The following is a 21,190-nucleotide window of genomic DNA, read 5'->3' as shown; positions in this document are numbered from 1 at the left end:
GGTAGCCGGACCTGCCGCCGAGAGAACCGGGAGCGCACCAGCGCGATGTGAGAGACAACCGACCCCCAGATCCCTGTCGGTGCACTCTCCCCTGGAGTAGATCTTGCAACAGTCCGCTCATCTCAAGACCGTCCGGCTGGGCCGCGCCCACGACGGTGACCTGCTGTTCTCCGGCCTCGACCTGGTGCTGCGCCCCGGCGACCGGATCGGCGTCGTCGGACCCAACGGCGCCGGCAAGACCACCCTGCTGCGGGTGCTGGCCGGTGAACTCGAGCCCACCGAAGGTCATCTCGGCCTCGCCGCGGGCACGCGCGTCGCGTACGTCCCGCAACGGATGCCGGACCCCGACGGCAGCGTCGGCGCGTTTCTCAGCGGCGGCCTCGGCGAGCTCGCGGACGTGACCGCACGGCTGCGGGAGCTGGAGAAACGGCTGGCCGAAGGCCAGGACGCGCTGGACGAGTTCGCGGCCGTGCAGGAACGCTGGACCGCCCTGGAAGGCTGGACCGCCGAGACGCGGCTCACCGAGATCCGGCAGCGCCTGGACATCGACCACCTCGACGACGACCTGCCGCTGCGGGCGGTCAGCGGCGGCGAGCAGGCGCGGCTGATGCTGGCCCGCGCCCTGCTCGACGAACCCGACCTGCTGCTGCTCGACGAACCGACGAACCATCTCGACGCCGAGGGCGCGGCCTGGCTGCGGCAGTGGCTCGGCGATTTCCCGGGCGGGGTGCTGGCGGTCAGCCACGACCGGGCGTTCCTGGACGAGGTCGTCACCCGCATCGTCGAGCTCGACGGCATCGACGAGCAGCCGCAGGACTATCCGGGCGGCGGCTACACCGCCTACCGCGCCGAGAAGCAGCGCCGCTGGGAGAAGCTGCTGCTCGACTACGAGGCGCAGGAGAAGAACCGGATCCGGTGGGAAGCCGACATCGAGAAGACCAAGGGGTACGCGCGTGGCGTCGAACTGAACACACCGGCCAGCGCCGCCGCCCCGCACATCAAACGTGTCGCCCGGCTGGTCGCCCGCAAGGCGAAGGTCCGGGAGCGGCGGCTGCGGCGGCAGATGGCGTCGGTGACGTGGATCGCCCGGCCGCGCAGCCGCCCGCCGCTGACGCTCGCCTTCCCGGGTGACGACGGCGACCCGGGCGAGATCGTTCTCAAGGTTCGCGACCTGAACGTGACGCACGGTGATCGGGTGCTGCTGCGCGACGTCGACCTGGACGTCACCCGCGGCGACCGGATCGTGATCACCGGCCGTAACGGGGCGGGCAAGACGACCCTGCTGCGGGCGATCGCGGACCGGCATCCGGAGGTGGCGGTGCTGCCGCAGACCGACGACGGGCTGCGTGACACCACCACGGTGATGGAGTTCTTCCGGGCGCGGGTGCCGGTCTACGTCGACGACGCGGAGAAACTGCTGGCCGGTCACCAGTTCGACGCCGACCAGTGGGACGCGCCGACGCGGGAGCTGTCGGCGGGGGAGTTGCGGCGGCTGCTGCTCGCGGTGCTGGTCAACAGCCCGTCGCGGATCCTGCTGCTGGACGAGCCGACCAACTTCCTCGACTTCGCCGCCCTCGACGTGGTGGAGGAGGCGCTGCGCCGCTACCGGGGGACGCTGCTGGTGGTCAGCCACGACCGGTATTTCGCCGATGCGATCGGTCACACCCGGCACTGGCATGTCGCGGACGGACAGTTGATCGAGAGCTGAGACGATGACGGGCATGTCGTTGCAGCCGCACCTGGGCCGGGTTCCCGTCACCGGCACGGCCGCCCGGGAGTTCACCGACGCGTGGCTGGCCAACCGGCGGCTGTCGGAGCACACCCGGGCGGCGTACCGGCGCGACGTCGACGGCTGGCTCACCTGGTGCGCCGGCCGTGACCTCGACCCGCTGCACGCCTCGTTCCTGGACGTCAACGCGTACGCCCGCGAGCTGGAGGCCCGGCCGCTGGCGCCCGCCTCGGTGGCCCGGAAACTGTCCGGCCTGTCCAGCTGGTACGACTTCCTGCTCAAACTGCGGGCGGTGCCGGCGAACCCGGTCGGCGGCGCGGACCGCCCGCACATCGACCGCGACCACTCGTCCACGGTCGGGCTCACCCCGGCCGAGGTCGACGCGCTGCTGGTGGCCGCCGGGCGGGCCGGGCGGCGCACCCACGCGATGGTCACCGTGCTGGCCGATCTGGGGTTGCGCGTCGGTGAGCTGGTCGGGCTGAACCTCGACGACCTCGGCCACGAACGCGGCCACCGGACCGTCCGGTTCACCGGCAAGGGCGGCAAGGCCCGCCGCCGGGCGGTGACCCCGGCGGTGTCCGCGGTCCTCGACGACTACCTGACCGAACGCGGCGGTGAGCCGGGGCCGCTGTTCGTCACGTCGACCGGCGCCCGCGTCGACCGGCACGCCGTCTTCCGGCTGATCCGCAGGCTGGCCGCGGACGCCGGTATCGCCTCGGCCGACCGGTTGTCGCCGCACTCGCTGCGGCATTCGTTCGCCACCACGGCCCGTGCCGAGGGCGTACCGCTGGAAGACGTGCAGGACGCCATGGGTCACGCCGATCCGCGCACCACACGCCGCTACGACCGTGACCGTTACAACTTGGACCGTGACCCCGCGTACACGATCGCGGCGGCCCGTGCCCGCCGCAACAGGGGGTGAAACGGCCCCCTATGCTCTGAACCCGGCTACGGAAAGCGGGCGGGTGTTTTGAGCACGGAAATGAGTCTCGTCGAGGCGATCATCCTCGGCGCGGTCGAAGGTGTCACCGAGTTCCTTCCGGTGTCCAGCACAGGGCACCTGACGATCCTGGAGAAGCTGTTCGGCCACACCATCGACGACCCGGACATCACCGCCTTCACGGTGATCATCCAGTCGGGTGCGGTGCTCGCCACCATCCTGTTCCTGCGCAAGGACATCGCCCGGGTGGTGCCCGCCTTCTTCAAGGGCCTGTTCAACGCGTCCCACCGCGAGCACGCCGACTTCAAGTTCGGGCTGGCGGTGCTGCTCGGCTCCATCCCGATCGTGATCGCGGCGCTGCTGTTCAAGGACGCCATCGAGGGCACCCTGCGCAGTCTGTGGTTCGTCGCCGGGGCGCTGATCCTGTGGAGCGGTGTGATGGCGTTCGCCGACCACGCCGCCACCCAGGTCCGCCACCAGGACGACGTCACGTGGAAGGACACGCTGATCATCGGCACCGTGCAGTGCATGGCGCTGATCCCCGGCATCTCCCGCTCCGGCGCGACCATGTCGGCCGGCCTGCTGCGTGACATCGACCGGGTCACCGTGACGAAACTGTCGTTCTTCCTGTCGATTCCGGCACTGACCGGCGCGTCGCTGTTGCAGGGCATCAGCGAGGCCGACCGGATCGCCAACGGTGTCGGCTGGACCAACACGATCGTCGCGACCGTGGTCAGTTTCGTGGTCGCCTACGCGTCGGTGACGTGGCTGCTCAAGTTCGTGTCCAAGCACTCGTACAGCATCTTCATCTTCTACCGGGTGGCGCTCGGCTCGCTGCTGTTGCTGCTGCTGGCCACCGGCACGATCGCCGCCAAGTAGCCGCCGTGACCACCGCCGGGCAACGAGCGCTCGCCCACGTGCGGGCGCTGTTCCCGGCCGCGGGGGCGGTGCCGGTCGCGCCGATCACGGTCAACTTCCACCCCGACCGGCCGCTCGCCGACGGCCGCACCGTGGCCGAACACCTCGCCGCCGACGGCGTCTACCGCACCCAGTACGAGACCGGCATCTCCAACGGCGGGCTCGGCGGCGACCGGCCCCGCTGGGAACAGCGCATGTTCGGCGACAGCGGCAGCCGGCCCGTCTACGGGGCGCTGAACCTGGCCGGGCATCCGGACGGGGCGGCGCCCCGGTTCGGCAGCTGCCACCTCGAACTGCGCTCGCATTGCCTCGACCGGGCGACGTTCAGCCTCGGCGACAGTCACACCGAACCGGAGATCCTGGGTACGGCGGGCACCTTCGCCGCCGTCTGGGAGGGGCTTCGCGCGCAGGTCACCCGTACCGGAAACGCTCTGGGGGTGAGCGCGAGCAGCGCGGACGCGTGGGTGGCCGCGCTCGGCGCGCCCCGCACGCGGGCCGGGCGGACCCTCGACGACTACGTCGAAGCGCAGGTCCACGACGGGCTCACCCTGAGCGTCGACGTCGCGGCCGTCGTCGCCGACCCCGCATTCCGCGGTACGCCGTACGAAGGTCACCTGCGTGCCCTCGGGGTGCCGCTGCGCTGGCACGGCGGATTCCGGTTGCCCGCCGGCGAATTGCCCGACGCGTTACGCGGCCCGGAGGCGGCGGCGCTGGGCCGGACGATCGCCGCCCGCTACGGCGAGCCGGTCCTGGACGCGGCCGTGCTCGGCCGGGCGGCCCGCGACGGCGAGCATCCGCAGCTGGTCAAATACCTGTGGCACGTTTTGGTGATCATGGGGCGGCCAGCCTAGCCACCAGCTTCTCGCCCTCCGGCCACGGCCCGAACCCGGAACGGGAATCCAGATGACCCACCGGGCCGGCGTCGTGGATCTCGGCGCCCCACTGCCGGGCCAGCTGCTCACCGTAGGCGAACGAGGCATGCGGATCGTTACGCGACAGCACCGCGATCGACGGGAACGGCAGCCGCTCCCGTGGCATGTCGTCCCGCTCCGGCGGCGTCACCAGCAGCGCGCCGACCACCGGGCCGCTGTGCCGCGCGGCCCACAACGCCACGGTGAGGCAACCCGCCGAGTGGGCGATCAGGACCGCCGCGGCGGTGTCGGCGGCGATGGCCGCATTCAGGGCGGCCACCCGGTCACCGGCCACATAGGGCGGGCCGGGCGGTTCCGGCGCCCACGTGTGGTCGCGGTGGGCCCGCGCCCACTGCCGTGACCAGTGATTCGGAAACGGCACCCCACGGCCGGGCACCAGCAGAAATCGTGTCACCCACGAGAGGGTAACGGCTAACGTCGATGCATGCCCGATGCGATCTTCGCCGATCCGCGGCTCGCCGTGCTGTACGACACGTTCGACGGTGACCGCGGCGACCTCGACGCCTACCAGGAGATCGTCGCCGAACTGGGCGCCCACCGGATCCTCGACGTGGGCTGCGGCACCGGCTGCCTGGCGCTGCGCCTGGCCGCCGCCGGGCACACCGTCACCGGCGTCGACCCGGCGCACGCCAGCCTCGACGTGGCCCGCGGCAAACCCGGCGCCGACCGGGTCACCTGGCTGCCGGCACTGCCGGACCAACGGTTCGACCTGGCGGTGATGACCGGCAACGTGGCGCAGGTCTTCGTCACCGACGACGGGTGGCACACCCTGCTGTCCGACCTGTACGACCGGCTGGATCCCGGCGGGCACCTGGTTTTCGAGACCCGGCGGCCCGAGTACCGGGTGTGGGACGAGTGGGCCCGCGACACCGCGCCGGTCGTGCGCCAGGTGCCCGGCGTCGGCGCGGTGCACCGGCGACGGCGGCTCACCGAGGTGCGGTTGCCGCTGGTCAGCTTCCGGTACACGTACACGTTCCCGAACGGCGACGTGCTCTCCTCCGATTCGACACTACGGTTCCGGGACCGCACCGAACTCGGCGACGCGCTCACCGCCGCCGGGTTCGAGATCGCCGACGTGCGCCAGGCTCCGGACCGGCCCGCCCGCGAACGGGTCTTCCTCTGCCGCCGGCCGGTTCACTCACTCTCACCCCGGTAGGGCAGCCACACGAATCCGCTGGCGAACGGCACGAACCCCGGCCCGTCGCCCGGTTCCGGCAGCACCAGCCCCGGCACGCGCCGGCGCGCGCGCAGCGGGCCGTGCGGATCCCAGCCGGCCAGCGCCGCCGTGTAGCCGGTCAGGTCGGCCAGCAGCCGGTACAGGCCGTGGCCCAGGTCGGTGAACCAGCGTGCCGTCCGCGGCCCGCCGACCACCGGCACCACCGACAGCAGCAGGGTCGCGTCACCGTCGCGGTCCAGGCGCGGCCAGTACAGGTCGATCGGCGTGTTCCCGGCGGCCACCACCCGGTCCGCCGCGGCCACCGCCGCCGACGGCGACCGGAACTCGGCCACCAGCTCGAAACGGACCGCCATCGCCGTCCTCCCGGTAGAGTGCGCCGGTGATCGTGCTCCGGCGTACCGTCCTGTTCGCCGACCATGCCCAGTTCTACCTGTCCGACCACGCCGCCGCCGACGCCGCCGAGGACCTCGGCGACTGGCCCGAACCGTGGTCCGGTGACGCCGTCGACGTGCACCACATCGGCCTGGACACCCCGCACAGCCTGGCCGTCGGCACCGCCCGCAGCGACCACGTCGCCGTCGTGGTGCGCCTCGCCGCGGGCGAGCCCCCATTGTCGGCCGACGCCGTCCACATCGTCGAGACCGATCTGGACGTGCCCACCGGGACGCTGTCGTTGCACGGCTGCGCGGAGATCCCCGGGCCGGCGCATGAGCTGCCGGTCGCCGCGGGACGCTACCGGGCGCGGGTGTCGTTCGTGCCGACTGGGGCGCCGCCGCACGCGAACCCGGTCGAACCCGGCCGCCACTTCCTGCACCTGATCGACCTGTGGCCCAGCGGGCACCCGCGCCCGCTCGGCCTGCCGCGGCCCGGCCCGCCGGGCTGGACCGGCTGACCGGCCCGGCGGGCGGTGGAAGGATGAAACGCATGGAATTCGATCTCGGGGCGGCGGTGACGTTCACCGCCGCGAACGCCCGCAACCTGGACCGGCGGCGGCTGCACCACCTGCTCGGTGACCTGCCCGCCGAGCAGGTGGTGCGGGCGCTGGACGGCTACCGCAACCCCGACGGCGGGTACGGGTGGGCGCTGGAGCCGGACCTGCGGTCGGTGACCAGCCAGCCGGTCGCCGCCATGCACGCCCTGGAGGTGATGGCCGAGATCCGCGACCCCGGGCCACGGCCCATCGCGCTGCTCGACTGGCTCGGGCGGCACAGCCTCGACGACGGGGGAGTGCCGTTCGCGCTGCCGTTCGGCGACACCACCGGCAGCGCCCCACACTGGATCGGCGCCGACCCGGGCGTGTCGTCGTTGCAGATGACCGCCCAGCTGGCGGGGCACGCGCACCGGCTGGCCCGGCACCGGCCCGACGTCGGCGGGCACCCGTGGCTGGCCGCCGCCACCGGCTACTGCCTTGCCACGCTGGAGCGGGTCGAGACGGCGCCGCCCGCGTACGAGCTGATGTTCGCGCTGCGGCTGCTCGACGCGATCGGCGCGCCGGCGCTGCTGGAGCGGCTCGCCGGGTTCGTGCGCATGGACGGGCCGACGCCGGTGGCCGGCGGCGCCGACGGTGAGGTGCTGTATCCGCTGGACTTCACCCCATACCCGGGTACGGCGTCGCGGCGGCTGTTCGACCCGGGCGCGGTGGCCGCCGACCGGCGGCGGCTCGCGGCCGGGCAGCAGGCGGACGGCGGCTGGGCGGTCACGTTTCCGGCGTACAGTCCGGCGGCCGCCGTCGAGTGGCGTGGCTACGCCACCGTGGCCGCCGTCGCCGTGCTGCGCGACACGCCCCGGTGACAGCGGCCGCTACCCTGAGCGCGTGACCGTCGTGAAAGGGCCCGACCTGCGTATCGGCTCGCCCGAACGGGAGCTGGCACGCGAGGCGCTGCAGGAGCACCTGGACGCTGAGCGCATCGACGCCGGCGAGTTCGAGCAGCGGCTGCTGGACTGTCAGGCCGCGCGTACCCGTACCGCGCTGGAGGAGGTCTTCGCCGATCTGCCGGACCCGCATCCGCGGCTGACGAAACCGGCCGACGACGAGGACGACGAGGCCGCCGGCGTGGTCTCCGGGATGGTGGCGCTGATGCTGGGCGTACCGGTGTCGATCGTCATGGGTGTGGTCTACGGCGCCTGGTGGTCGCTGGCCGTCACGGTCGGGATCACCGTGCTGCTGGTGTTCGTCGGGCAGACGTGGGGCCGCGGTAAATCCGCATGACGGGCGGCCCGCCGATCCGTCATGATCGGCGACTGTGACCGGTTTGTACGTCGCGCTCGGCGACTCGATGTCCATCGACGACTACGCGGGCGGTCCCGGCCGCGGCGCGGCGAGCCTGCTGCACCGCAACCACGACCGGGACTTCGCCGGTTGGGCCGGCCGGGACCTGCCCGGCTGGACGCTGCGGCTGCTGGCCCGCGACGGTGCCGTCGTCGCCGACGTGCTGAACCGGCAGCTGCCGCAGATCAGCGGCGTCCCGGATCTGGTGACCGTGACGATGGGCGGCAACGACCTGATGGGCGCCTACGGCGACGACACGGCGGCCGCGGCCGTCGTGGCCCGGGTCGCCGCGCAAGCCGAGGGCGTGCTGTCGCGGCTGCGGGCCCTGACCGGCCCGTCGTGTCCGATCGTGGTCACCACCGTCTACGACCCTAGCGACGGCACCGGCGTGATCGGCGGATCGGGGCTTGCGCCGTGGCCGGGCGGCCCGCGGTGGGTGGCGGCGCTCAACCGCGACCTGGCGGCGCTGGCGGCCCGGCACGGCGCGCTGCTCGCCGACGTGCACGCCCGCTTCCACGGCCACGGTGTGACGGCCGGTGACCCGGCCCGCCCGGACCCGCGCCCGGACCAGCGTGACCTGTGGTTCTGCGGAGTGATCGAACCCAACGCGTGGGGTGCGCACCAGATTCGTGCCGCCTGGTGGGAGGCGCTGCACCCGGGCGGCTGAGCCGGTCCGGCAGGCCGGCGGCGCTGTCGGATGTCCGTTACACCCGATCGATGCCCTGACGAGGCATCCGCGGAGCCCTATGGTCGGGCACAGATCCACGTCGCAGGGAGGATCCGTGCCTCGACCACGACCGTTTCTGGCCATCTGGACCGTGCTGGCGCTGACGCCCGTCACGGTCTGCCGACCCCAGCCGTCCGCCGCCGAACCCGTGCCGGTCCCCGTGGCGGTCACGGCGACGACCCGGCACGCCACACCCCCGAGCGCCGACTGCCCCCACCCGGCCGGCTCCCGGGTGAGCGCCACCGGAACCGCGCTGCGGACCGCCACCCGCGAATATCCGGCCGCCGACCATCCGCACGATGTCGCGCTGTCCGCCGAGACCCTGCGGACGCTGCCCGACGTGGCCGGCATGGGCGACCCGATCGACGTGCCCTACGTGCTGGGCCGGGGCGGGTTCGCGGCCGCGGGCGCCGTCGCCCAGGTCACCTTCGAGAACGTGAGCAGCCGGCTGATCAGCGTCACCGACATCCGCCCGGTCAACGTCGTCACCGAATGCGTCCCGCACGCCGCCCTGATCCCGCTGCACGGCACCGGCGCCGAACCGGCGCCGATGATGTTCGACCTGGCCGACGTCGACCCGCTGATGTGGTCGACCGACGAGGACGGCCGCGCCACCCGCCCGTACTTCGAGGAGTACCCGGGCATGCTCATCGAGGACGGCGAGAAACAGGACCTGCTGTTCAGTTTCCGCGCCGACACCGGCGCCTACACCTTCGACCTGCTCGTCACCTACGACATCGGCGGCCGGCGGGAACGGACCCTGCTGCGCAACGGCCGGGTCGGTTTCCGGGTCACCACCACCCCGGATCCGCCGCAAGCCTGACCACCGATCCACGCCCGGCGGGCGCGGCACCGGTCGGGCGCAACGGTCCCGGCGACGACGCGACGGGCTCACCCGTACAAGAAATCAGTCTTGATCGTCCAGGGCGGCCCTGACCAGCGACAGGGCCGTCTCGGTTGGCACGCCGAGGGCGCGGATCCGCGTCGCGTAGGCCGCGGCGGCCTGCTGGGCCTCGGCCGGCGTCGCGCCCGCCCGGGCGGTGACCACCGTGCCGTGCCGGCCCCGGGTCTCGACGAGGCCGGCCTGCTCGAGCTCCCGGTAGGCGCGGGCCACCGTGTTCACCGCCAGCCCCAGATCCTCGGCGAGCCGCCGGACCGGGGGCAGGCGGGTGCCGGCGGGCAGCACACCGTCGGCGGCCTGCGCGGCGATGCGCAGCCGCACCTGCTCGTACGGCGGGGTGGGCGACGCCGGGTCGATGGTGATGTCCATCAGATCAGCTTGGGCGGGGTGTTGCCGGCCGCGAGGATGGCACGCCGCAGCGGCACGAACGCCAGCAGCACGCCGCCGACCACGAAGAACAGCACCAGGGAGACGATACCGGCCCGGTAGCTGCTGGTGATCTGGAAGATCAGGCCGAAGAACAGCGGGCCCAGCCAGCTGGTGCCCTTGTCGCTGATCTCGTAGAAGCCGAAGTACTCGCCTTCCTTGCCGGCCGGGATGAGCTGGGAGAACAGGCTTCTCGACAGGGCCTGGCTGCCGCCCATCACCAGGCCGATGCCGGCGCCGAGCAGCATGAACGGCACCGGCTCGCCCTCCGGCAGCCAGTAGGCGGCGACCACCACCAGCAGCCACAGCGCCAGGGCGATCAGGATGGTCTTGCGGGCGCCGATCCGGGTGGCGAGCGCGCCGAGCAGCAGGGCGCCGCCGAACGCCAGGAACTGCACGATCAGGATGGTGAGGATCATCGTGGACTGTTCCAGTTTCAGTTCCTCGCTGCCGAACTGGCTGGCCAGAGAGATGACCGTCTGGATGCCGTCGTTGTAGATCAGGTAGGCGCCGAGGAAGAACAGCGTCAGCGGGTAGGCGCGCATGCCCTTGAGGGTGTGGCCGAGCTGTTTGAACCCGTCGGTGAGCACGTTGCCGCGGCCGGCGCCGCCGGTGACCGCGGAGACGCTGGGGTGCTCGCGCAGCCACAGCAGCGGCACGATGGTGAACAGCGCCCACCAGACGCCGGCCGACACGATCGACCAGCGGGCCAGATCGAGGGTGCGCTGCGGGTTGCCCTCCTGCGACAGCGACATCACGGCGATCAGGTTGAGCAGCAGCAGGACGCCGCCGCCCAGGTAGCCGATGGCCCAGCCGCGGCTGGAGATGCGGTCGCGGTCGTCGGGGCCGGCCAGCAGCGGCAGGAACGAGTGGTAGACGACGATCGCCGCGCCGAAGGCGATGTTGGCGATGATGAACAGGATCCCGCCGAGCAGATAGCGGTCGCCGGTCACGAACGCCATCGCCACGGTGGCGGCGGCGCCGGTGAACGCGGCCCCGGCCAGCAGCGGCTTCTTACGCGGGGCGCGGTCGGCGACAGCCCCCATGATCGGCAGGATGAAGACGGTCAGCAGAACCGACAGCGACACCAGGTAGGGGAAGTAGGAGCCGGTGGCGACCGGGATGCCGAGCGGGTACACCTTCGCGGTGCACTCGTCGGCGTCGATGGCGCAGCCGGCGGCCTGTTCGGTGACGCTGGTCAGGAACGGCCCGAGGAACACGGTGATGACGGTGGTGGAGAACGCCGAGTTCGCCCAGTCATACAGGTACCAGCCGGTGCGTTCCCGCTTGGGTGCGAGAGTGGTGGTGGTGCTGCCGTCGACGGCCATCTACGTCCGCTCCTGAAAATGGTCGGTGCGCGGACATGATGCCACCTGAGCGCGGTCAGCGGGAGATGTGGATCACTGTTCGCCCTGTGTCCACCACTGGGCCAGCGCCGCGGTGGCCGGATCGTCGGAGGAGGCCAGGAACGTCCACGGGTCGGCGCCGGGCGGGATCTCCACCCCGGCGTAGGCGGCGAGCTCGCCCGCGGTGACCGGCTCGACCGGCGGGGTGAAGCCGGCCGGGTCCGCCGCGCCGAGGGTGGCGGAGTCCACCCAGGGGAACCCGTCGACCGGTTCCGGCAGGTCACCGATGTCCAGGGTGGGCGGGAAGACGGCATCGTCGACCACGTCCGGCAGCTCCGGCAGCTCCGGCAGCTCGGTGCCCGGCAGGTCGATGTCCGGCAGCTCCGGCAGGTCCGCGGCGTCGTCGGGGAGATCCCACTCCGGTTGATCGTGGACCAGCGGATCCGGCTCCGGCACGTCGTCCGGCGTCAGATCGTCGAAATCGTCGTGGAAATCCCAGTGGTCGGTCATCGCGAACCTTCCTCGTCGATGGGGGTGGGGGTCAGGGAACGGGCCCGCAGCAGCGCCTCGTCGGCCTGCCGCAGCCGCGACGCCGCGGCGTCGCGGTCGGTGACGGCGGCGGCCCGCCGTTTGGCGCGGCCCGCGGCGTCCTCGGCGGCCGCCGCGTCGATCTCGGCGATCAGCGTGTCCAGCTCACGCAGCCGCCGTTCGATCGCCTCGTCCAGGGCCACCGACAGCGCGTACTGCAGGTCGGTGAACCGGCCGCTGATCTCGTCGGTGAGCGCGGCCCGGGCCTCGGCCAGCACGTCACGCAGCCAGGTGTGGGCGTGCCGGCGGTCGGTGTGCACCCGGCGCCGGTAGATGACGTAGCCGCCGGCGGCCAGGCCCAGCCCGATCCCGGCGACCGGCAGCAGCAGCCCGCCGGACACGCCGAGCGCGGCCGCCCCCAGCGCCGCGCCCCGGCCGGCGATCAGCGCCACCCCGCCCGCGGACAGGGCGATCAGCAGGTTCTCGCCGGAGCCGTCACGCGGCGGCCCGGCGATCAGGTGGTGGCGCAGGGTGGCGCTGACCCGGGCCGGGTCGAACGCGTCGGCCAGCACCTTCTCGGCCACCTCCCGGTAGGTGTCCTCCAGCCGGGCCGACAGGTGCGCCGCCACCGCCTGCAACTGGGTGTCCAGGTCGTCGGGCAGCGCGGCCAGCGCCTCCCCGCGGGCCTGGTCGATGCGGCGGGCGTAGTCGTGCTGCACCTCGGTGAGCCGGGTCCGCAGCTGCCCGACGACGGCGACCCGGGCGTGCTGGATCTCGGCGTTGAGTTTCAGCGTCCACTGCCGTGACTCGGTGCGTTTGCGGGCGGCCAGCGCGGCCCGCTCGGCGCGGGTGGCGGCCTGCCCGGCCGCGTCCGCCGACGTCGCCGTGACCCGTTCCTCGGCCGCGTCGCGTAGCCGGGTCAGGTCGCGGTGGGCGGCGCGCAGCACGTTGGCCAGCCGCAGCTGGTGGCCGCGGCCGGCCAGTTCGACCAGCGCGTGCTGCAGGGCCGGCACCCGGGACTCGGCCGCCAGCGCGTCGCGGGTGCCGGCGTCGCCGGCGGCCAGGGCCAATTCGGCCATCCGGGCCGACACCGGGTACCACGGTGCGGCCGCGAACCGGGGCGCGTGCGCCTGCAACAGCGACCGGTTGTCCTCGGCGATGGCCCGCCACTGACCGAACGCGTCGATCTTGGTGAGGGCGAAGACGACCGCGTCGACGCGTTCCGCGGCGGCGGCCAGGAAGTCGAGTTCCGGCTGCGACAGCGGGGCCGACGCGTCGGCGACGAACAGCAGCGCCGAGGCGCGGCGGACCGCGTCCAGGGCGATGGTGGCGTGCACCGGGTCGAGACCGCCCGCGCCCGGGGTGTCCAGCAGGGTCAGGTACTGCAGCATCGGCGCCGGATGGGTGACCTCGATACGGCGGGCCCGCTGCCGGCCGCGCGCCCACTCGTCGAGCGAGTCGATCTCGATCTCCTCGCCGCCGGGCAGCCACGCCCGCGCCGTGAACGCCGTCCCGGGCACGAAACTCAGGTAGGCGGCGGTGGTGACGGCGGCGTCGACCGGCGACAGGCCGGGCACCCCGAGCAGCGCGTTCACCAGCGAGCTCTTACCGCGTTTGGTCTCGCCGACGACCACCACACCGGGCCGGGTGAGGTGGGCGCGGCGCAGTTCGGCGAGGTCGGCGGCCGCGTCCGGGTCGGCGGTACGCAGGTACGACATGGTGTCGCGGACCGCGGTGTCCAGCAGGGTGGTCAGGTCGCGCACCGGCGCACCTCCTGGGCGAGCAGCTGGAAACCGCGGTGGGCGACCTGGGCGATGCGGGCCTGCGCGGGGCCGGCGCCGTCGACCGCGTACGCGCGCCATCGTCCGGCCGCCGCCACCGCGGCCGTGGCCAGTTCGCCGCCGCCGGCCTCGGGCAGCCGCAGGATCCAGCGCGGATCGTCGGAGGTGGCCAGCCGGATCAGCTCCTGCTCCCAGTCGCCGGGCAGCGGCACCGTGCCGGTGGCGGCCCGCTGGGCGGCGTCGAGCAGCCGCAGCCGGTGGTAGGCCGGGTCGCGCAGCGCCTGCTCCAGGGCGTCGCGGACGGTCTCCTGGTCGCGGCGCTGCAGCCCGTGCCGCGACAGCCGTTCCAGGCGGGTCAGCGCCCACCCGGCCTTGATCGCGTCCGAGCGCCAGCGGAACGTCTGGTCGACCGTCGCCGACAGCCGGGCCAGCCCGGACGCGGCGGCCAGCCGGCGCACCAGTTCGCCGGTGGACAGCCGTGGGTCGGCGGCCAGCTGGGCGCAGGCGAAGCCGATGCCGTACAGGTCGAGGCGGGTCAGCAGCCGTTCCCGCTGGTCGCGGCCGACCGGTGCGGGCCGGGACCGGAACAGGTCGGCCGAGGTCAGCAGCAGGGTCAGCTCGGCGGCCGGCAGCACCGCCAGTTTCGCCAGGGCGTCGCGGTCGCCGCCGGTCAGCCGGCCGGACTCGGCGGTCTCGGCGAGCAGCCCGGCGACCGGGACGACGTCGCCGACGGTCCGGGCGAGCAGGCCGGCCTGCTGGGCGGCCAGCGGGCCGGCCACCGGCCACGGGTCGTCCGGGCCGCCGACCAGGGTGTCGACCTTCGCCAGCACCCCGATCGCGTTGATCGGGCTGGTCGCCAGCCGCGCCGACGCGGTGTGAAAGGCCTCCAGCGCGCGGACGTCGTCGGCGCGTACCGCCTGGGTGAAGACGTACACCACGGCCTCGGCGGCGGCGACCTCCCCGGCCGAGTCGTCGTCGATGCCGACCGCGGCCTCCGCCCGGGCGCTGCCGGCGGTGTCGGTCGACGACAGGCCGGGTGTGTCCACGACGGTCAGGTCGCGCAGCCGGTCGCTGGTGAGGGCCACGTCGACGTACCCGATCCGGGCCGCCGGCACGCCGAGGCGGGCGGGCACCATGCCGTCCTCGTCCAGCGGCAGGCTGTGCCGGTCGCCGTCGCGGGTGACCACGTCGATGCGGTCGGCCGGACCGTAGCGGAAGCGGGTGACCACCCGGGTGCACTCGCCGGCCGCGGTGGGGGCGACGCGACGGCCGATGAGCGCGTTGACTAGTGTCGACTTTCCGGCTTTCAAGCGACCGGCGACCGCCACCCGTAACGGATCGTGAAGACGGTTACTGATTTGCTGTACGTGTTGACCAGCATCGGAGGAGACCCTCGTGACGATCTCGTTACAGAGAGTCGCGATGCCGGTGGTGAGTGGCCCGGTCACTTCGACTCGTCAGCGCAGCACACCGTCGGCGACAATGTGCGTATCGCGGATGTCGTCGGCACGAAGGGACCCTTCGATAGCGGGAACAGGAGTGGTCTACACCGTGCAGCCTACGGACGACGGCGCCGCGGCCGGGATCCCGTGTTCGTGCCAGTGAAGGGGGAGCGCAGGTGACGGACGACCCAGAGGAGGCCGCCCGTACCGCGCTGTGCCAAGGGCCCGCACTCGTCGTGATCGCCGGGCCACCCGGTTGTGGCCGCACCACCCTGCTGCGCCGCATCGCCGCAGGCGTGCCCGGCCCCGCCCACCTCGGCGGCGGCCTCGCCATGCTCGCCACCGTACCCGCCCTCGCCCTGTCACGGGCCGTGCGCGCCCGGCTGCCCGGCGACGACATCCCCCTGCTCGCCGAAGCCGTCCGCTCCCGGGTGCGGGGCGGGCTGCTCGTGCTCGACGACCTCCAGCACGTCGACGCGGCCACCCTCGCCGCACTGCCGCACCTCGCCCGCGGCTGCCGGGTGCTGGTCGCCCTGCGTACCCCGCATCGGCTGAGCGACACCGCGCACGCCGCGCTGCGGCAGGCCGCCACCGCCTGGATCGCGGTGCCACCCCTGACCGCCGACGCCGCACACACCCTGGCCCGGCAGACCGCCGGCGGCCTCGACGACCAGGCCGCGGCCGCCGTCGTGGCCCGCGCCGGCGGCAACCCCCTGGCGATCATCGCGCTGGCCCGGCAGGCGGCCGCCGGCCGCGCGCCGATCGGCGAGGACATCGACCAGGTGGCGTACGCGATAGCCACCGCCCTCGCCGACCTGCCCCGCCCCGCCCGCACCGCCCTGGCCGCGCTCGGGCTGCTCGGCCGGCCCGCCCCACCCGCCCTGCTCGGCACCGGCGCCGCCGACCTGCTCGCCGCCGGCCTGGTCACCGCCGAACCCGGCGGATCCCTGCTGCCGGTGTCCGCCTACGTGGCCGAAACCGCCGCCGGGCTGCTCGACGCGCCGGCCCGCGCCGAGATGCACGCCCGCCTCGCCGACCTGACACCGCCCGCCGAAGCCGCCCGGCACCTCGCGGCCGCCGGGGACCCGGCCGCCGCGTACCGGAAGGCTCTCGGCGCGGCCGACCGCCTGGCCGGCGCCGAACGCGCCGCGCTGCTGCTGTTCGCCTGCGCTTTACCGACCGGCGTCGACCCACGGGTGCGGCTCGCGGCCGCCGACGCCGCGCTGGCGGCCGGCCGGGCCGCCGACGCGGCCGACGTGCTACGGCCGATCGTGCCCGCCGTGTTCCTGTCCGCGGACCCCGGCACCCGCCCGTCCGCCACCACCGACCCGCTCGCCCTGGAAGCCGCCGTCCTGCGCGGCGAAGCGCTTCTCCAAGCCGGCGACCCGGTCACCGCCCGCGACACCGTCCGGGCCGTCCCGGACACCGCGGCCGCCCGGGTCGTCGCCGCCCGCGACCGGGTCATGCTGCTGTCCGTGCTGGCCACCGAACCGATGGCCGCCCTGGAACTCGCCGACAAGATCGCCGTCCGGCATCCGCAGCCACCAGCCGGCATCCGGGCCGCGCTGGCCGCCGTCCGCGCCACCCACCGGCAACCCGGCTGGGACGACACCCTCGCCGCCGTCGCCGACACCGGCGGCGACCCGCTGATCACCCGCTGGTCGGCGTGGCTGCTCGTCGAACACCTCGCCGCCGAGGGCCGGCTCGTCGACGCCGCCACCGCCGCCCTGCGCGCCGCCGCCACCGCCGGCGACGACCTCGCCTACGGCTGGCAGACCCGCTTCCTGGCCGCCGCCGACTGGGCACTCGCCCTGCACGGCCCCGGCTTCCCGGCCACCCTCGCCTGGGACGGCACCGAAGGCGTGCTGCGCCGGGCCGCGAACCTCACCGACCGGGCCCTGCCCGAGCAGGCCCGCGCGTACGCGATCGCCGCGACCGCCCTCATCGAAGCCGACACCGGGCTGCTCGCCGCCGCCCGCGCCCGCCTCGACACCGCCGGCATCCACCCGGCCGTCGCCTGGGTGGCCCGCGAGGCGGCCTGGCTCGACGGGCAACCCGACCGGGCCGTCCGCGCCCCCGCCGAAACCGGCACCGGCCTGCTCGCCGGCCTGCACGCGATCACCGCCCGGTGGGCCGCCTACGACCTGGGCACGCAGGCGGCCACCGCCATCCCGGTCGACCTGCCCGCACCCGCCCGCCGCACCCTGACCGCCTGGGCCGTCGGCTCCGGCCTCGACGACGCCGCCGACAGCTGGCAGCCGGTCGCCCTGCGCGAACAGGTCCGCTGCCTCATCGCCGCCGGCCTGACCAGCGCCGACCGCGACCGTGCCGTGGCCGCCCTGCTGCGCGCCGAACACCTCGCCGACAGCGCCGGGCTCACCGTGCTGGCCGGCCGGGCCCGCCGCGGGCTGCGCCGCCACCAGATCCACCGCGACACCCGCAGCCCCCGCTCCGAAGGCCGGCTCACCCAGCGCGAACGCGACGTGCTGCGGCTGGTCGCCGCCGGGGAACCGACCCGCCGCATCGCCGGGCAACTCGGCATCTCCGCCGAGACCGTGGACACCCACATCCGGGCCAGCATGCGCAAACTCGGTGCGCGGACCCGTACCGAGGCCGCCGCCCTGGCCTTCGCCACCCATCCCTTCGACATCAGCGAGGACGGCCGGTGATAAGACAGCCCGACGACGCCCCCCGCCACGTGGTAGCCACCTCCGCCGAAGCCGACACCGTACTGCGGCGCCTCAGCCGCGACGGCTGGACCGCCCGCGCCGGGTTCGCCCTGCCCGACCCGTCCTGGGACGTCGGCGCCGCCCACCTGGTTCTGCACGGCCGGATCGCCGACGACGACCTGGAAACCGCCAAACTCGCCGTCCTGGCCGCCGCCCGTGGCGCCGCCGTCGTCGCCGTCTGCGACACCGAATCCCCGGCCGGGCGCGCCCTGGTCGACGACCTGTCCCGCCTCGGCCCGGTCCACCGCGGCATCGACGGATCCGACGTCATCGCCAACCTCATCCCCGAACAGCGCGCCCTGCTCGACCGCCTCGCCGCCGGCGACACCATCGCCGCCGCAGCGGCCGCCGAATTCCTCTCCCTGCGTACCGCCAACCGCCGTATCGCCGAAGCCCGCGCCCTGTTCGGCGTCCGCACGACCCGCGAGGCCGTCCTGGCCTATCTGCGTCAGCGGCAGCGCGCTCCCGAATAGACCTTCCACCGGTACGCCCACAGCGGTCCTTCTCGCCTTCCGATTGCCCGGCCGGTGCGGGTCAGCGAAGGTAACGCTGCCAGCCCTCGTCGAGCAGCCGGAACCCCGCGTCGATGGTGGACTCCGGGTCGGCGTCGCGGGTCGCGCTGAGCTGAATCTGCAGGGCGAAGCGCACGTAGAAGCGGATCTCGTCGCTCGGCTCGGGCAGCCCCATCTCGTCGGTGATCGCCGCGATCAGGGCGTCTTCGTGGCGGAACCACATACGTTCGGCGTACGCGACCAGGGCCGGTGTCTGGTCCATGAGGGCGAGCAGCGACCGTTCGGGTTCGGATCCGAGCGCGGTGATCTCCGCGAGGTAGTGCGCCTTGAGCGCGGCGGAGATCGAGGTCCCCGGCGGCCGGCCGGCGACCGCCGCGACGAGCCGCTCGTGTCGCACGTCCTCGTCACCGAACGCGAGGGCCTCCTTCTGCGGGAAGTGCGTGAACACGGTGGTCGGCGACACATCCGCCCGGTCGGCGATCTCGCGGACGCTGACCGCGTCGAAGCCTCGTTCGAGGAACAGCTCGTGGGCGGCCCGCACGATCGACGCCCGGGTCGCCGCCTTCTTCCGTTCCCGTCGTCCGGTGGTGTGCCCGTCGGTCATGGCGACAGCGTACTGGGCCCGCTTGCTATCCGGGTTGACTCCAAAACTGGTCTCGATACAGTATTGGTGTTAGTTCGGAAATTCGGCACGTCATCGGCGCCCGCGACGGGACGCCGGGAGAGAAGGAGTTATGACCGCGACACTGGTGCACACGCAGCCCCCGCGACGACGCCGCACCGCCGGCATCGTGCTCATCGCAGGCGGGCTGATCTTCTTCATCGCCGAGTTCATCGCCGCGGCGGCCTGGACCGACCCGCCCTACAGCTACACCTACCACTACATCAGCAACCTCGGCGTGCACGGCCCCACCCAGGGATTCGGGCAGCTCATGTACTCGCCGCTGGCGTGGGTCATGAACCTCGGATTCCTCCTGTTCGGCATCACCCTGTTCGGCGGCACCGCCATGCTCGCGGGCCTCCGCGGCCCGCGCCGCTGGGCAGTGAACACGCTGGCGTTCCTGCTGGCTGCCGGAGGGGTCCTGCTGGCCCTCTTCCCCGGATCCGGCGAAACCCCCGACAGCGGCGCCATCGACTTGCACTCCGTGGGCGCCCTGGCCGCCATCGTCGGCGGCAACACGCTGATCATCATTCTCGGCCGCGCGCACCGGCACACCGCCCTCGCCGCCGGCACCGGCCGGACCATGGTCGCCCTCGGTGTCGTCGGGCTGCTGTCGCTGGCCGGCTTCCTGGCCATCGCCGGCACCTCGGCCGGCCTGATCGGCCTGGTCGAACGCTGCGCTGTCTATCCCATCCTGATCGGCTTCATCTGCGCCGGCACGTCCCTGTCGAGAAACGACCGGGGCGCCACTGCCGCAGACGCGTGATACGGCCCGGTCAGGCGCCGCGACGGCGGGTGGCGTCGATGAGGACCGTGACCAGGCGCACCAGATCCACCGCTCCCGGCAGATCGTCCGCACGCCGGCGGACGCGCACCACGGGCGCCGCCACATCGAGAACGATGCGGTCGCGGGCCAGCACGAAGGACAGGCACAGCATCGCCGCGCGGGCGTTGCCGTCCGGGAACGGGTGCACGAACGCCACATCCAGATAGACCCGGGCGGCCCGCGCCGCCACCGGAACCCGCGGATCGGTGGCTTCGGCCAGGCAGGCCGCGAATCGCCGCGACGTGCCCGGCCCTGTTCGGCGTACGCGTCCCCGAGCCGCCATGCCGCCGGTACGCCGTCACCGGTGTTCTCAGGTGAGCCCCGGTACGGTCGATGAGAGCGTCGCTTTGCCGCACCCGTCGACCTCGGACCGGTGCCACACCGATCTCTCCAGGCAGGGGCTGTATGCGAAGAAGTACTGTGATCGGTCTGCTGTTGCTGACGGCGCTGGGTCCGCTGTTTCACGTCTTCGCCGGGTTCGTGGCACCGGACGCCTCGATGACGGGGTCGGGTCGCTGATCCTCGCTGTCGCCCCCGCCGTGTGGCTGCTGTCCCGGCTGCCCCGCACGGGCCGATCGGCCAGCCGGGTGTTCACCCGGCAGGCCGGGGCCGGCCGCTGGTCCACCGGCGCCGGGCTGGGACAGGGCGAGCAGGTCGCGTGGGCAGCGGAACGCGACGCGGTCACCGGCACGGTGTTCCTGCAGACCGGGCGGGGCACGCTGGAACTGTCGAAGCAGGATGCCGAATGTCTGCGGGCTGTCTTGTAGCGTCCGGACGCGGCCGCCCGGCTCCGCCGTCCGGAACCGCTTAGGCTTCGCGAGTGACCGAGGGTGTGCCGCCGCGGGCGGGGATGACGATCAGCATCCGCAGCAGGCGTGACGTCGTCGTGGTCGATCCGCGGCGGCTCCTGGCGGCGGCCCGTCGAGCGTTACGCGACAGCGACCCCGCGCTGAGCGAGGCGGAGGCCGCGGCGGCGATCGCCGACGTGTACGACGCGGTGCACGCGCTGCTCGACCGGGACGGCCAACTGGCCGCCGACGCCGTCGACGACCCGGTGGGCCGCGGCGGACGCCGGCCCGGCGACCGGGTCACCGACCGCCGGGACGGCCTGTCACCGGCCGGGCACCTTCAGGAGATCGTCATCGATCAGGGCCCGCCACTACAGGACTACGGCTGCTTCCTGCCGCCGGACCTGTTCAGCAGTTCATAAGGCGGGAACCCCGGCCGTTCACGGCCGGGAGGAACGCCGTCACCCACCTGGACGTTTCTGGTTTTCGATGTATTCGCGGACGACCGCGAGTGGTGCGCCGCCGCACGATCCGGCGAAGTATGACGGCGACCAGAGG

The 21,190-nt window shown here is 73.4% G+C and carries 25 protein-coding genes; 15 read left to right on the top strand and 10 right to left on the bottom strand.

The window, feature by feature from the left end:
* The first annotated feature begins 103 nt into the window (after positions 1-103).
* Genes J5X75_RS13595 through J5X75_RS13580 form a run of 4 tightly spaced genes read left to right on the top strand, consistent with a single transcriptional unit; the run spans position 104 to position 4,438 of the window.
* Positions 104-1,708: an ABC-F family ATP-binding cassette domain-containing protein gene (locus tag J5X75_RS13595; RefSeq protein ID WP_238487912.1), complete on the top strand. Its 1,605-nt coding sequence runs from the start codon at positions 104-106 to the stop codon at positions 1,706-1,708.
* A gap of 13 nt (positions 1,709-1,721) precedes the next feature.
* Positions 1,722-2,651: a tyrosine-type recombinase/integrase gene (locus tag J5X75_RS13590; RefSeq protein WP_238487910.1), complete on the top strand. Its 930-nt coding sequence runs from the start codon at positions 1,722-1,724 to the stop codon at positions 2,649-2,651.
* 60 nt (positions 2,652-2,711) lie between these two features.
* Positions 2,712-3,548 carry an undecaprenyl-diphosphate phosphatase gene (locus J5X75_RS13585; protein ID WP_208467728.1) on the top strand — a complete coding sequence of 279 codons (837 nt, stop codon included), beginning with the start codon at positions 2,712-2,714 and terminating at the stop codon, positions 3,546-3,548.
* 5 nt (positions 3,549-3,553) lie between these two features.
* Positions 3,554-4,438, top strand: a complete 885-nt coding sequence (locus J5X75_RS13580; RefSeq protein WP_307798063.1) for a DUF3626 domain-containing protein — start codon at positions 3,554-3,556, stop codon at positions 4,436-4,438.
* Here the strand turns inward: J5X75_RS13580 and J5X75_RS13575 are convergent.
* On the bottom strand, positions 4,419-4,913 hold the full coding sequence (locus J5X75_RS13575; protein WP_208467727.1) for an RBBP9/YdeN family alpha/beta hydrolase: 495 nt from the start codon (positions 4,911-4,913) through the stop codon (positions 4,419-4,421). The genes J5X75_RS13580 and J5X75_RS13575 overlap by 20 nt on opposite strands.
* A 30-nt stretch (positions 4,914-4,943) precedes the next feature.
* Between J5X75_RS13575 and J5X75_RS13570 the strand changes: the two genes are divergently transcribed.
* Positions 4,944-5,675 (top strand): class I SAM-dependent methyltransferase, encoded by a 732-nt coding sequence (locus tag J5X75_RS13570; protein WP_208467726.1) that lies wholly within the window; start codon positions 4,944-4,946, stop codon positions 5,673-5,675.
* Here the strand turns inward: J5X75_RS13570 and J5X75_RS13565 are convergent.
* Positions 5,654-6,049, bottom strand: a complete 396-nt coding sequence (locus J5X75_RS13565) for a hypothetical protein (protein ID WP_208467725.1) — start codon at positions 6,047-6,049, stop codon at positions 5,654-5,656. The two genes, J5X75_RS13570 and J5X75_RS13565, sit on opposite strands and share 22 nt — an antisense overlap.
* A gap of 26 nt (positions 6,050-6,075) precedes the next feature.
* Between J5X75_RS13565 and J5X75_RS13560 the strand changes: the two genes are divergently transcribed.
* The 5 genes from J5X75_RS13560 (at position 6,076) to J5X75_RS13540 (ending at position 9,515) form a co-directional block, all read left to right on the top strand.
* Entirely contained in the window at positions 6,076-6,588 is a 513-nt protein-coding gene (locus J5X75_RS13560) for a hypothetical protein (RefSeq protein ID WP_208467724.1), read from the top strand.
* Positions 6,589-6,620: 32 nt separating this feature from the next.
* Positions 6,621-7,487: a hypothetical protein gene (locus J5X75_RS13555; protein ID WP_208467723.1), complete on the top strand. Its 867-nt coding sequence runs from the start codon at positions 6,621-6,623 to the stop codon at positions 7,485-7,487.
* Between the two features lie 22 nt (positions 7,488-7,509).
* Complete coding sequence (locus J5X75_RS13550) at positions 7,510-7,905, top strand: DUF1707 SHOCT-like domain-containing protein (RefSeq protein WP_208467722.1); 396 nt, start codon at positions 7,510-7,512, stop codon at positions 7,903-7,905.
* A 34-nt stretch (positions 7,906-7,939) separates the two neighbouring features.
* Positions 7,940-8,632 (top strand): SGNH/GDSL hydrolase family protein, encoded by a 693-nt coding sequence (locus J5X75_RS13545; RefSeq protein ID WP_208467721.1) that lies wholly within the window; start codon positions 7,940-7,942, stop codon positions 8,630-8,632.
* 115 nt (positions 8,633-8,747) lie between these two features.
* The gene (locus tag J5X75_RS13540; protein ID WP_208467720.1) at positions 8,748-9,515 is read left to right on the top strand and encodes a hypothetical protein; all 768 of its coding nucleotides are present in this window, start codon (positions 8,748-8,750) and stop codon (positions 9,513-9,515) included.
* An 84-nt stretch (positions 9,516-9,599) separates the two neighbouring features.
* Here the strand turns inward: J5X75_RS13540 and J5X75_RS13535 are convergent, their stop codons facing one another.
* From J5X75_RS13535 to J5X75_RS13515, 5 genes are all read right to left on the bottom strand, one after another.
* Positions 9,600-9,962 carry a GntR family transcriptional regulator gene (locus J5X75_RS13535; protein WP_208467719.1) on the bottom strand — a complete coding sequence of 121 codons (363 nt, stop codon included), beginning with the start codon at positions 9,960-9,962 and terminating at the stop codon, positions 9,600-9,602.
* Positions 9,962-11,347, bottom strand: a complete 1,386-nt coding sequence (locus J5X75_RS13530) for an MFS transporter (RefSeq protein ID WP_208467718.1) — start codon at positions 11,345-11,347, stop codon at positions 9,962-9,964. Before J5X75_RS13530 ends, J5X75_RS13535 begins: the two co-directional genes overlap by 1 nt.
* A gap of 72 nt (positions 11,348-11,419) precedes the next feature.
* Positions 11,420-11,875, bottom strand: coding sequence for a hypothetical protein (locus tag J5X75_RS13525; protein WP_208467717.1), 456 nt, complete (start codon positions 11,873-11,875; stop codon positions 11,420-11,422).
* A complete protein-coding gene (locus tag J5X75_RS13520) occupies positions 11,872-13,656 on the bottom strand; it encodes a dynamin family protein (protein WP_208467716.1) in 1,785 nt (594 codons plus the stop codon). The genes J5X75_RS13525 and J5X75_RS13520 overlap by 4 nt, the downstream gene beginning before the upstream one ends.
* Positions 13,644-15,002, bottom strand: a complete 1,359-nt coding sequence (locus J5X75_RS13515) for a dynamin family protein (protein ID WP_307798062.1) — start codon at positions 15,000-15,002, stop codon at positions 13,644-13,646. Before J5X75_RS13515 ends, J5X75_RS13520 begins: the two co-directional genes overlap by 13 nt.
* A 290-nt stretch (positions 15,003-15,292) precedes the next feature.
* Here J5X75_RS13515 and J5X75_RS45435 point away from each other — a divergent pair, with 290 nt between their 5' ends.
* Complete coding sequence (locus tag J5X75_RS45435; protein ID WP_208467714.1) at positions 15,293-17,785, top strand: LuxR C-terminal-related transcriptional regulator; 2,493 nt, start codon at positions 15,293-15,295, stop codon at positions 17,783-17,785.
* On the top strand, positions 17,782-18,318 hold the full coding sequence (locus J5X75_RS13505; protein WP_307798061.1) for a LuxR family transcriptional regulator: 537 nt from the start codon (positions 17,782-17,784) through the stop codon (positions 18,316-18,318). Before J5X75_RS45435 ends, J5X75_RS13505 begins: the two co-directional genes overlap by 4 nt.
* Positions 18,319-18,379: 61 nt before the next feature.
* Here the strand turns inward: J5X75_RS13505 and J5X75_RS13500 are convergent, their stop codons facing one another.
* On the bottom strand, positions 18,380-18,961 hold the full coding sequence (locus J5X75_RS13500) for a TetR/AcrR family transcriptional regulator (RefSeq protein ID WP_208467713.1): 582 nt from the start codon (positions 18,959-18,961) through the stop codon (positions 18,380-18,382).
* Between the two features lie 130 nt (positions 18,962-19,091).
* On the opposite strand from J5X75_RS13500, the gene J5X75_RS13495 reads away from it, so the two are divergent.
* Complete coding sequence (locus tag J5X75_RS13495) at positions 19,092-19,784, top strand: DUF998 domain-containing protein (RefSeq protein WP_208467712.1); 693 nt, start codon at positions 19,092-19,094, stop codon at positions 19,782-19,784.
* Positions 19,785-19,794: 10 nt separating this feature from the next.
* On the opposite strand, the gene J5X75_RS13490 is transcribed toward J5X75_RS13495, so the two are convergent.
* A complete protein-coding gene (locus tag J5X75_RS13490; RefSeq protein WP_208467711.1) occupies positions 19,795-20,127 on the bottom strand; it encodes a Fic family protein in 333 nt (110 codons plus the stop codon).
* 256 nt (positions 20,128-20,383) lie between these two features.
* On the opposite strand from J5X75_RS13490, the gene J5X75_RS13485 reads away from it, so the two are divergent.
* Together J5X75_RS13485 and J5X75_RS13480 are read left to right on the top strand one after the other, a co-directional pair.
* The gene (locus tag J5X75_RS13485; protein WP_208467710.1) at positions 20,384-20,611 is read left to right on the top strand and encodes a hypothetical protein; all 228 of its coding nucleotides are present in this window, start codon (positions 20,384-20,386) and stop codon (positions 20,609-20,611) included.
* A 53-nt stretch (positions 20,612-20,664) separates the two neighbouring features.
* Entirely contained in the window at positions 20,665-21,054 is a 390-nt protein-coding gene (locus J5X75_RS13480; RefSeq protein ID WP_208467709.1) for a hypothetical protein, read from the top strand.
* Between the two features lie 39 nt (positions 21,055-21,093).
* Here J5X75_RS13480 and J5X75_RS13475 read toward each other — a convergent pair.
* Positions 21,094-21,190, bottom strand: a 97-nt coding sequence (locus J5X75_RS13475) for a transposase (RefSeq protein ID WP_208467988.1), incomplete at its 5' end; no start/stop codon positions are given.

This window comes from Actinoplanes flavus, assembly GCF_017592555.1.
Lineage (GTDB): Bacteria > Actinomycetota > Actinomycetes > Mycobacteriales > Micromonosporaceae > Actinoplanes > Actinoplanes flavus.
Note: the sequence above shows the minus strand (reverse complement) of the source record. Positions and strands in the feature narration are given on the sequence as shown.